This is a genomic window from Promicromonospora sp. NPDC060271, assembly GCF_042726755.1.
Taxonomy (GTDB): Bacteria; Actinomycetota; Actinomycetes; order Actinomycetales; family Cellulomonadaceae; genus Promicromonospora.
This window is the reverse complement of record NZ_JBHXBG010000194.1, coordinates 1-9992: the sequence shown is the minus strand read 5'-3', so window position 1 is coordinate 9992 and position 9992 is coordinate 1. Positions and strand designations below refer to the sequence as shown.

Annotated in this window: 12 protein-coding genes and 1 pseudogene; 8 read left to right on the top strand and 5 right to left on the bottom strand. The window is 71.9% G+C overall.

All coding sequences use genetic code 11. The features are described from left to right. Nucleotides 1-103 precede the first annotated feature (103 nt). Together ACFWE2_RS22180 and ACFWE2_RS22175 are read left to right on the top strand one after the other, a co-directional pair. On the top strand, nt 104-1039 hold the full coding sequence (locus tag ACFWE2_RS22180) for a GNAT family N-acetyltransferase (protein ID WP_377226372.1): 936 nt from the start codon (nt 104-106) through the stop codon (nt 1037-1039). Continuing rightward, nucleotides 1039-1560, top strand: a complete 522-nt coding sequence (locus tag ACFWE2_RS22175) for an RBBP9/YdeN family alpha/beta hydrolase (protein ID WP_377226371.1) — start codon at nt 1039-1041, stop codon at nt 1558-1560. The genes ACFWE2_RS22180 and ACFWE2_RS22175 overlap by 1 nt, the downstream gene beginning before the upstream one ends. A 208-nt stretch (nt 1561-1768) precedes the next feature. Here the strand turns inward: ACFWE2_RS22175 and ACFWE2_RS22170 are convergent, their stop codons facing one another. Continuing rightward, the gene (locus tag ACFWE2_RS22170) at nt 1769-2152 is read right to left on the bottom strand and encodes a hypothetical protein (RefSeq protein ID WP_377226373.1); all 384 of its coding nucleotides are present in this window, start codon (nt 2150-2152) and stop codon (nt 1769-1771) included. Nucleotides 2153-2359: 207 nt separating this feature from the next. After that, nucleotides 2360-2422, bottom strand: a pseudogene (locus ACFWE2_RS22165) (hypothetical protein); the annotation flags it as partial. A gap of 82 nt (nt 2423-2504) precedes the next feature. On the opposite strand from ACFWE2_RS22165, the gene ACFWE2_RS22160 reads away from it, so the two are divergent. The 3 genes from ACFWE2_RS22160 to ACFWE2_RS22150 all read left to right on the top strand — a co-directional run bounded on the left by ACFWE2_RS22160 (nt 2505) and on the right by ACFWE2_RS22150 (nt 4797). Next, nucleotides 2505-3098: an HhH-GPD-type base excision DNA repair protein gene (locus ACFWE2_RS22160; RefSeq protein ID WP_377226370.1), complete on the top strand. Its 594-nt coding sequence runs from the start codon at nt 2505-2507 to the stop codon at nt 3096-3098. A gap of 680 nt (nt 3099-3778) precedes the next feature. Further along, entirely contained in the window at nt 3779-4225 is a 447-nt protein-coding gene (locus tag ACFWE2_RS22155) for an RNA polymerase sigma factor (RefSeq protein WP_377226369.1), read from the top strand. Next, nucleotides 4225-4797: a hypothetical protein gene (locus tag ACFWE2_RS22150; protein WP_377226368.1), complete on the top strand. Its 573-nt coding sequence runs from the start codon at nt 4225-4227 to the stop codon at nt 4795-4797. The genes ACFWE2_RS22155 and ACFWE2_RS22150 overlap by 1 nt, the downstream gene beginning before the upstream one ends. A 25-nt stretch (nt 4798-4822) precedes the next feature. On the opposite strand, the gene ACFWE2_RS22145 is transcribed toward ACFWE2_RS22150, so the two are convergent. The 3 genes from ACFWE2_RS22145 to ACFWE2_RS22135 are packed head-to-tail and all read right to left on the bottom strand — an operon-like array spanning nt 4823 to nt 7294. Then, on the bottom strand, nt 4823-5695 hold the full coding sequence (locus ACFWE2_RS22145; protein WP_377226367.1) for a methyltransferase domain-containing protein: 873 nt from the start codon (nt 5693-5695) through the stop codon (nt 4823-4825). A gap of 46 nt (nt 5696-5741) precedes the next feature. After that, nucleotides 5742-6797, bottom strand: coding sequence for a diaminopropionate ammonia-lyase (locus ACFWE2_RS22140; RefSeq protein ID WP_377226366.1), 1056 nt, complete (start codon nt 6795-6797; stop codon nt 5742-5744). Nucleotides 6798-6838: 41 nt separating this feature from the next. After that, complete coding sequence (locus tag ACFWE2_RS22135) at nt 6839-7294, bottom strand: DUF1772 domain-containing protein (RefSeq protein ID WP_377226365.1); 456 nt, start codon at nt 7292-7294, stop codon at nt 6839-6841. Nucleotides 7295-7497: 203 nt separating this feature from the next. On the opposite strand from ACFWE2_RS22135, the gene ACFWE2_RS22130 reads away from it, so the two are divergent. From ACFWE2_RS22130 to ACFWE2_RS22120, 3 genes are read left to right on the top strand one after another with little or no spacing between them, the layout of a single operon-like run. After that, nucleotides 7498-8121 carry a DUF4126 domain-containing protein gene (locus tag ACFWE2_RS22130; protein ID WP_377226364.1) on the top strand — a complete coding sequence of 208 codons (624 nt, stop codon included), beginning with the start codon at nt 7498-7500 and terminating at the stop codon, nt 8119-8121. After that, entirely contained in the window at nt 8105-9202 is a 1098-nt protein-coding gene (locus ACFWE2_RS22125) for a winged helix DNA-binding domain-containing protein (protein ID WP_377226363.1), read from the top strand. Before ACFWE2_RS22130 ends, ACFWE2_RS22125 begins: the two co-directional genes overlap by 17 nt. A 54-nt stretch (nt 9203-9256) precedes the next feature. Beyond that, nucleotides 9257-9943, top strand: a complete 687-nt coding sequence (locus ACFWE2_RS22120; RefSeq protein ID WP_377226362.1) for an SIMPL domain-containing protein — start codon at nt 9257-9259, stop codon at nt 9941-9943. Nucleotides 9944-9992: the final 49 nt, after the last annotated feature.

The following is a 9992-nucleotide window of genomic DNA, read 5'->3' as shown; positions in this document are numbered from 1 at the left end:
TTGATCGGTAGTCCGAGCTGCCGATCAACTGACATTCTGCCGACCACGCGGGCGCTCACCCAAACCACTCGATCGGGCGGCCCCCGCGTGCCAGGATTCCGGCATGACCACCGCACACAGCGTCGAGCTCCTCGATGACCCGGCGGAAGTCCTGGCCGTTGCGGGTGGCCTCCTGGCCGCCGAGCCGGTGCTCTGGAGCGTCGTCGCGTCGGTGACGCACCGCGCCGCACGGACCTTCCCGCCCGGCGGACCGCGTCCGGAGCACCCGATGTGGTGGGCGGTCGTGCGGGACGCGGACGACGTGGTGGTCGCCGTGTCGATGCGCACCATGCCGCACGCGCCGCACACGGTATGGATCCCGGCGCTGCCCGACGACGCGGCGCGGCTGCTGGCCCGCACCGCGCTCGACCACACGGCGCGGTCCGGCGAGCCACCCCTGATCTCGGCGAACGGCCCGATGCCCGCCGTCCGGATCTTCACCGACGAGGTGCTGCGGTCCACCGGCGGCACGGTGTTCGAGGACCGTCCCGACCGGCTCTGGGAGGCGACGCGCGTCATCGGGCCGGATCCGGCGCCGGCGGGCAGGGCACGTCCGGCCACGCCTGCCGACCTGGACCTGGTCACCGCGTGGTTCGCCGAGTTCCACCCGGAGGCCGACGCCCAGGCCGGGCGTCCGCCCCAGGCCCAACCGCTGCGGATCGAGGGCGCCGAGCGCTGGATCGAGGAGGGCACCGTCTGGCTGTGGGACGTCGACGGCGAGGTGGTGCACCTGACGGGCATGCGGCCGCCGGCGTTCGGCGTGGTCCGGATCGGCCCCGTCTACACGCCGGCCGAGCACCGCGGACGCGGGTATGCCCGGGCGATGGTCGCCGAGGTGGCACAGCGCGTGCTCGACGCCGGCAACCGGGTCTGCCTCTACACCGACCGGGACAACCCGGTGTCGAACCGGGTGTACGCGGCGATCGGGTTCGAGCCGGTGCTGGACCAGGTCAACCTCGGCGTTGTGCCCGAGGCGTCGACGGCTTCGCGGGAGGGCTGATGGGACGCAGGGCGATCATCTTCCACGGGACCGGCGCTCGGCCGGAGTGGATCTGGTACCCGTGGCTCGCGGGCCGGCTGCGCGCACGCGGGTACGACGTCGAGACGCCGCACCACCCCGGGACCAACGTGGAGCCGGTCGCCGAGTTCCTGCCGAGGGTGCTCGCCGCGCACACGTTCTCCGAGGAGACCGTTCTGGTGGGGCACTCGGGCGGGGCCGCCCTGCTGCTGGCGGTTCTCGAACACCTGGACGTCACGGTGGCGCAGGCGGTGCTCGTTGCCGGGTACTCGACGGTGCCGAACGACAATGCCGAGCCGGTGCTCCAGGACTCGTACGACTGGGAGGCGATCCGGTCGCACGTCCGTGACCTGGTGTTCCTCAACTCGGTGGAGGACGAGTTCGGCTGCGACGCCGACCAGGGGCGGGCCATGTTCGACAGGCTCGGCGGGACGCTGGTGGTGCGCGACGACGGGCACTTCACGTCGGACACGTTGGAGATCGTGGACCGGCTGATTCCCTGAGTGCGCGTCAGCACGGACAACCTCTGGCGTGTTTCGTTGGTTGGCCGGATCGCGTCGATACCGGAACTAATTGCGTGCAGTTGAGTCATCAGACCACCGACGAGGGTCCAGTTCTCGTGCGGAAGTACGCTTTCGATCTCAGCGACGTTCGGCCAGGGAGCGCCCCATCCACCCGGCGGCGTCACGACGTCGAAGGTGTGCCTGTCAGTCACACTTGCCCCAGTGCCCGGTCGATGGTGGCGCGGCCTACCTTGCGCTCGCGCGAATCGAGCGACTCAGCCAGGTCGAGAGCCGCCAGCACCGTTGCGGTCTCAGCAAGCTCACGAACGACCGACAGATCCATCGATGTCGCGCGTAACACGAACCGCCCCCCAGCCTCTCGCACCAGTCCATGCCGAGCAGCGATGCGGTTAAGGTCGTCGAGGGTGACATAGCCGTCAACCACGTTCGCAGCAGCGAGCCCTAGCGCCGCTGCCGCGCCAGAGGTGTCGACGATCTCCGCCCGAACCCGTTCGACACCCGCCGGATGCCCGACGTATCGGACGACCTTGGCGCGATTCCTGGCCCGCTCAACGAGTCCCGTCGACGACATGCTGCGGAGTCGCGCCTTGAGCCGGGAGCTCTGACTACTACCCATCCAATGCGGCGAGAGGCGAGACAAAATCGCGATAGCTGCCCACGCTGTCGGCTCGGACCAGGATCGAGCGTGAGCACCAGCACCCCGTACCGCGAGGAGGCGGTCGACCGAATCTTCGTCCAGAACCCCCCGAGCGACCTGCACCAGATCACCCTGCGCAACCAGGTTCCGTACCTGGCGAGCCGAGACGCCCAGACGCTCCGCGGCATCGCCGACGGCGAGCATAGACATGACAGACAGTTTCCCTTTTGAGAAGCTATCTGTCAATCGAGCCGCTCAGGGGCCGGACAGGATGCAAGATGGATCCATGGCTACCCAGCTCTGGATCACCGGCGACCCCGACACGGACCAGCTGCTGAGCGAGGACCCGTTCGCGCTCCTCACTGGCATGTTGTTGGACCAACAATTCCCGATGGAGCATGCGTTCGCGGGCCCGGCCAAGATCCGCGACCGCATGGGCTCGTTCGACGTGCACGCCATCGCGGAGGCGGACCCCGACGAGTTCACGACCACGGCGACCACTCCCCCGGCGATCCACCGGTACGGCCGCTCCATGGCAGGTCGCGTACAGGAACTCGCCCGCACGATCGTCGAGGAGTACGACGGCGACGCCGCGAAGATCTGGACCGCGCCCGGCGCCGACGGCAAAGCCCCGACCGGTCGCGAGGTGCTGAAGCGGCTCAACGCCCTGCCGGGCTACGGGGAGCGCAAGGCCAAGATCTTCCTCGCCCTGCTCGGCAAGCAGCGCGACGTCCAGCCGGAGGGCTGGCGCGAGGCGGCGGGCGAGTTCGGCGAGGAGGGCTCCCACCGGTCGATCGCGGACGTGACCAGCGCCGAGGCGCTGCTGGAGGTCCGCGCGTTCAAGAAGGCGCAGAAGGCCGCCGCCAAGGCAGCAGGCTGACTGCGGCCACATCGCGCCCGACGACCGAGCCACGGCCGGACAACGAGCCCTTCCCGTGGAGAGGGCGCGATCTGCGATTGGTAGAGCATCTGTCATGCGATCGGGAGACTAGAATCCCTGCGATCGGTAGAGCAGGCGCGTGACCGAGTACCGCCGTCGCACCCTCGGCGGACCCGCTTGTCCGCCTCGACCTGCACCAGTTCGTCGAGGATCGCCCACGGCGAGCGCCTCGACCACCTGCAGGAACCGGCGGACGGGCTCGGCCCCATGCTTCTCCGCATGAGCCGCCAGAAAGCTGAGCACCTCTGCCGCTTCAGGCTTGGACCCCTCGGGCACGTAGGTCTGCGTCACCATGTCTGCGCTCATCACGACTCCTCGAACATAGCGAGCACGCTTTCGTAACGTTCGAATGGTGATGCGAAACGCGGCGTCGAAGCGAGCGTCCACCGCGACGCGCGCCGGCACGGCGCCGTCGTGTGACGCGGACGACACCGACCAGGTGTCATGGCGACCCCGCTCCCGGACACCGACCGTCTCGCAGGCCCACAGCAGCCCGCACCCGTCCCACTGCCGCACCCCCGGGAGACGTCCTGTCCACCCATACCGAGCCTCACGACGTCTCCTCCGGTCCGCTCACGCCGGACCAGACCGAGTCGCTGTTCGCCGACCACGCACGCGCGGTGCACAGGTACGCGCGGACCCGGCTCGGCGCGGCCGAGGCGGAGGACGTCGTCGCGGAGGTCTTCGCGATCGCCTGGCGCAAGGGCGAGGTTCCTGACGACCCCCGGGCCTGGCTGCTCGCCATCGCCCGGCGTGTGCTGGCCAACCAGGTCCGGGCCGAGCGGCGTCGGACGGCGCTCGCCGAGCGGACGCTGCGGCACCCCAGGGCCCCCGGCCCCGACGACGCCCACCTGGTGGACGAGCTCGACATCCTGCACCGCGCGTTGGCGCTCCTGCGCCCGGCCGACCGCGAGGTCGTCGAGCTGCTGGCCGCCGCGGAGCTGAGCACCGCCGAGATCGCCCACGTGCTCGGCTGCACGACGGCGTCCGCCGCCACCCGCGTGTACCGGGCACGACGTCGGCTGCGTGCCGCCTACCGCACCGTGACCGAAGGTCAGGAGACCTGATGAGAAAGACGGAAGACACCCTGACCCGCGCACGGCGCGCCTTGAGCCAGGTCGACCCCGAGCTGGACCTGACCCGAACACGTTCGGACGCGCTGGTGCGCGCCCGGTCCCGTCCCATCGCACGACCGGAGCCCGACGACACCTCGTCGTCCGGCGTGGAGATCCTCAGGTACGGACAGCGGCCGGCGCTCCCCCACCGCAGCTCCGCGGTGTGGGCGCTCGCGGCCGCCGTGGCCCTGCTCGGCGGAGCGGGGATCGGCACAGCTCTGCTGTGGCCCGAGCCGGGCGGGGCCCTGCCAGGCGCCCCGGCCTCGCTCGTGCCCTCGCCCACCCCCAGCAGGCCGGCGAGCACCCCGAGCACCCCGAGCACCCCGAGCACCCCGAGCACCCCGAGCACCCCGAGCACCGAACCGTCCCTCGGCCCGAGCGAGTGCGCGTCAGCACCGCCGACATCCCGGGCGACACCGGTGCCGGAACGGCCGGGGAGACCGTCCGACTCCCTGCCACCGGACGGCTGCGACGGGTCACCGTCGCCGTTCCCCTCGTCCAGCGTCGACGAGACCCGCCCGTGAGCTACCGACGACGAAGCACACCACGTCACCGCCGCCGGTAGGCCGTCGCCAGCACCGACACCGTGACCTCCTGGGGCAGCCCGCCGTCGTCGGCCAGCTCCGCCTCCGTGACGTGGCGCGCGCTCGGCGTCATCAGCACCAGGTCGACCGCCTCCTGCCGGGTCAGCGGCGTCGTGTACTCGACCTCCACCGTGCGCACGGGCTCGAGGTACGGGTCCAGGGCCTGGTGCAGGCGTCGCTCCTTGTCCGGGTCCACCGTCACCATCTGCGTGACCTGGCTGCGCAGCTCCGCCAGGTGCCCGCCGAAGGGCCGCACCACGACCAGGACACCGCCCGGACGCAGCACCCGGTGGAACTCGGCCGGGTTGCGCGGCGCGAACACGTCGAGCACCACGTCGACCTGCTCGGACGCGATCGGGAACGGCCGGAAGACGTCCCACGTCGCCGCCGCGGCCCGCTCGTGCGCCCTGGCCGCCACACGCAACGCGTGGGCCGAGGTGTCCAGGCCCAGGCCGACGGCGTCGGGCAGCGCGTCGAGCACTCCCGCGAGGTAGTAGCCGGTTCCGCAGCCGACGTCGACCACGGTGGCGGGCCCCGCCTGGCGTCCCGGGCGACCGGAGAGATCCGCCTCGGCCGCGAGCTCGGCGACCGCGTCACGGACCGGCGCGTACCGCCCGGCAGCCAGGAAGTCCCGCCGGGCCCGCGCCATCGGCCCGTCGTCCCCGCTGGTCGCACGAGCGCCGGTCAGCAGGCCGACGTACCCGTGCCGGGCGAGGTCGAAGCTGTGGCGTCGCGGGCAGCGCAGCGCACCGTCGGCGGGCGCCAGCTCGGCGCCGCAGGACGGGCAGCGCAGCAGCGGCAGGACCCGGTCGAGGGCGGCGGGAAGGGAAACGGGCACGAGCACTCCTGGCAGCGATCTGGCAGTGACGTCGGGGTGGACCGGGTCAGACCCGGCCCTCGGGGACGGGGTTCGCCGCCCTGCCCTCCGTCGACAGGAGCAGCACCACGGCGTCGGGCCGCAGGCCGATGGCCTCGCGCCAGCCGGACCGGCCCAGCACCAGGCGAGCCGCCGCGAGGGTCGCCGCGCCGCAGGGTCCGGAGTCGACGCCGAGCCGCGCCAGGTCGTCGACGGCGGCGGCCGCCTGGTCGTCGGAGACGGTGACCGCGCCGTCCAGCCCGTCCCGCAGCACCGGCCAGGCGAGCGCCGAGACGGTGCCGCAGTTGAGGCCGGTCATGATCGTCTCGCCGGGCGGAACCGTGACCGGCTTGCCCGCGCGCAGCGATGCGACCAGCCCGGCGGCGCGGTCGGGCTCGACGGCGAGCAGCGTGCCGCCGTCGGACCCCGTTCCGCGGTAGTGACTCACCACCGCCTGCGCGAATGAGCCGACGCCTACCGGCATTATCACCAGGTCAGGCCCGGCGACGCCGAGGTCGGCGAGCTGGTCGTCGGTCTCGAGGCACAGCGTGGAGTAGCCGTCGACGATCCACTGCGGGACCGCCGTGTACCCGGGCCAGGAGGTGTCCTGCACCAGCACCGCGTCCGGGTCGGCCTGCGCGTCGGCGGCCGCGCGGGCCACCACGTCGTCGTACGTTCCGTCCACCTCGACCACCTGCGCGCCCTCCGCGCCGATCGCCTTCTTGGCGGCCTCGGTGATACCCGGCGGGTAGTAGATGGTCGCTGCGGCACCGACGAGGGCCGCCATGTGCGCGACGGCGCGGCCGTGGTTGCCGTCCGTCGCCGCGTACAGCCGGACGGCGCTGCCTCGGACGGCGGAGCGCACCGCGTCCAGGGTGCCCGCCGGCAGCCCGAACCGCTCGCCCAGGGCACGCGCCGTCGCGTAGGAGGCGCCGAGCACCTTGAACGACGGCAGCCCGAGCCGGCTCGACTCCTCCTTCACGAGCAGCCGTCCGACGCCGAGCTCCGCCGCGAGCGCCGGCACCTCCCGCAAGGGTGTCGGCCGGTATCCGGGCAGGGTGCGGTGGAAGTCGATGGCGGGCATGTGCTCGATTGTCCCCGACGCCCCCGCCGGAGGCCGACCGGTCAGAGCAGGCCGACCGCCGCGAGCACCGTCGCAACGACGCCCGCGAACGTGCGCACGTGGTTCCACGCGGTCCACGGCCGCCGGTAGGCGCGCCACTCGGTGCCCTTGTCGTGGGCGGCGAGGAGCCGGTTGTTGAGGGGCACGTTCAGGGCCATGGTGACGCCGAAGGTGCCCACCAGGTAGACGGCCGCGCCCGCGAGGACCCACGCGCCGCCGTCGCGCCCGTCGACCAGGCCCCAGATGCCGGTACCCGCCGGGACGAGGAGCGCGCCGAAGAAGACGCTCATGAACGGGGGCAGGAGCGCCGTCTCGTTGATGCCGCTCATGCCGGCTCCGGCGGCGTCGTCCGAGGCACGGGCGAGGCCGCTCATGACGAACGACGAGAACCCGTAGAACACGCCCGCCGAGAGCCCCAGCAGCACCACCGACGCCACGGCGAAGATCGTCCAGACCATCAAAGTGCCTCCTGGGCAGCGCACCGGTGCGGTGAGGGCAGCAACTCTTCCACGCGGGGCGCGCACATTCCAGGTGTTACGCGTGTCCATCCGTGATGGGCCCGGCCGGGTCTGCCGCCCCGTGCTGCACTCTGATAACAGATCGGGCACACCGGACACGTTCAAGCCCCGGAGTGTCAGTGTGCCGTGGAACACTTCGAGTCATGCTCGAACTTGCCACCGGAACCGGACTCGCCCTGTCGGCGGGCCTCAACGCCTGGATCCCCCTCATCTTCCTCGGCGTGCTCTCGCGCTTCACGGACCTCGTGACGCTGCCGAGCAGCTGGGCGTGGCTGGAGAACCCCTGGGTCCTCGTGATCCTGACCGTCCTCCTGGTGCTGGAGTTCGTCGCGGACAAGATCCCCGTGCTGGACTCCATCAACGACGTGGTGCAGACGGTCGTCCGGCCCACCGCCGGTGGTATCGCCTTCGGTGCCGGTTCCATGTCGGAGACGGCCACGGTCACGGACCCGAGCGCGTTCGTGCAGTCTGGCCAGTGGATCCCGATCGTCTCTGGCATCGTCCTGGCGCTCGGCACGCATGCCGCGAAGGCCGGGGGCCGGGTCGTGGCCAACACCGTCTCCGGTGGCACCGCCGCTCCGGTGGTCAGCGCGGCGGAGGACGTCACGAGCATCGGCCTCGGCTTCCTGTCCGTCCTCGCCCCGCTCGCGATCATCCCCGTGATGATCCTGTTCGTGATCGGTGCGATCCTGCTGATCCGGAGCCTGGTGAAGCATCGCCGCGCCCGCGCGGCCGGCCATGGTGGCGACGATGCCTACTACGTCTGACATCCGCGAGATCCAGCGCGCCCGGCTCACCTCGGGGGGTCTGGGCACGCTGCGTCCGCCCGACGACGCGGACGGCGTCCCCGGCATCGTCGCCCGGCTGGGCGCCGTCCAGTCGCAGGAGCTGCACTCCTCCGCGTGGGGCGTGGCGCAGCGGCTGGCGACACCGGCCACGCTCGCCGAGGTGCAGGCCGCACTGGCCGACGGGTCGATCCTTCGCACGCACGTCCTGCGCCCCACCTGGCACTACGTCGTCCCGGACGACCTCGCGCCCCTGATGACCGTCACGGCACCCCGGGTGCGCCGGGCGATGCTGTCGGCGGAGCGGCCGCGCGACTTCGACCACTCGCTGCTCCCCCGCCGGCACGCGGTGGTCGCCGAGGCGCTGGCGAACGGCCCGCTGACCCGCAAGGAGATCGGCGTGGCGCTCGCCGAGGCGGAGGGCGCGCCGGTGGACGGCTGGCACCTGGGCCAGATCATGATGCACGCCGAGCTCGACCTGCTTGTCGCGAGCGGCCCCATGCGGGGCAAGCAGGCCACCTACCGGCTGCTCCCCGAGCAGAAGGCCTGGGACGAGGACGAGGCGCGTATCCACCTGGTGCGCGCGTACGTGCGCGGGCACGGCCCGTGCCGCGCCGAGGACGCCGCCTGGTGGGCCACGCTCACCAAGACGGCGGCTCGCGCGGCGGTGGCCGATGCGGGGCTGACCCGCCACGAGCTGGCGGGCATGACCCTCTGGACCGACGGTGACCTGCCGGAGCCCGCCCCGGAGGGCACGGTCCGCCTGCTGTCGGTGTTCGACGAGCTCTTCTGCCACGACTTCAAAGGCTGGCCCCCGCTGACCCAGGAGGACATGCCGAGCCGCTGGCTGTACATGGGGCTCGTGACCGTTGACGGGATGATCGCCGGCGGCTGGTCCCGGGTGCTGAAGGCGCAGCGCGTGGAGATCACGGTCGAGCTGACCGAGGAGCCGGCCCCGAGGGTCTGGGCCGCGATCGAGGCAGAGGCCGCGCGGTACGGGGAGTTCTGCGGGCTTGAGCCCACCCTGGTCCGTGGAGCGGTGGGCAAGGGCACCATCGGCTGACGGGTGACGGGTGACGGGTGGCGCAGGGGGCGGATCAGTCGGCAGACTCCGCGTATGACTCGCATCGCCGTCGAAGGTCAGGCCACCCGCACCCATCCCGCGGAGCGGGGCACCGTCAACCTGCACGTCGCGTTCTCGGGCACCCTCCGCAACGACGTCGTGGAGCAGGTGGCCAGGACCCACACCATCCTCGTGGAGCAGGTCAAGGCGCACGTCTCGACGGGCGCCGCCGAGCGGTGGGACGCGGACTCGGTGCACTCGTACGTCTACGACGACCGGGTCAAGAGCTCCCAGTCGGGCGGCAAGCAGCGGATCCGCCGGTTCCGTGCCTCGGCGCGGCTGTCGGTCACGTTCCGCGACTTCGAGGTGCTGTCGACCTGGCTCGCCGACGTCATGGACGTCGACGGCGTCGAGATCGACCGGATCACCTGGAACCTGACCGACGAGACCCGCAAGGCCCTCCTGGCCGAGGCCCGGATCGAGGCCGCCGAGGAGACGGCGGTCCGCGCGCAGTCGTACGCGGACGCCCTGGGCCTCGGCCCGGTCGCACCCGTCGCGATCTTCGAGGCGGGCCTGCGCGGCGGTGGTAACGGCGGCGGGCACACCCCGATGTACGCGATGCGCGCGGGGATGATGGCCGACTCCGACGGCGGCGCGCAGGTCGAGCTCCAGCCCAGGGACATCGACGTCGACGTCACGCTGTCCGCCGACTACGAGGCGGGCGCGCCCGCGGAGGGCTGAGGCCGCACGGAGTTGACCATGCAGTTGCTGCCAGTCCCCGGGTCAGACT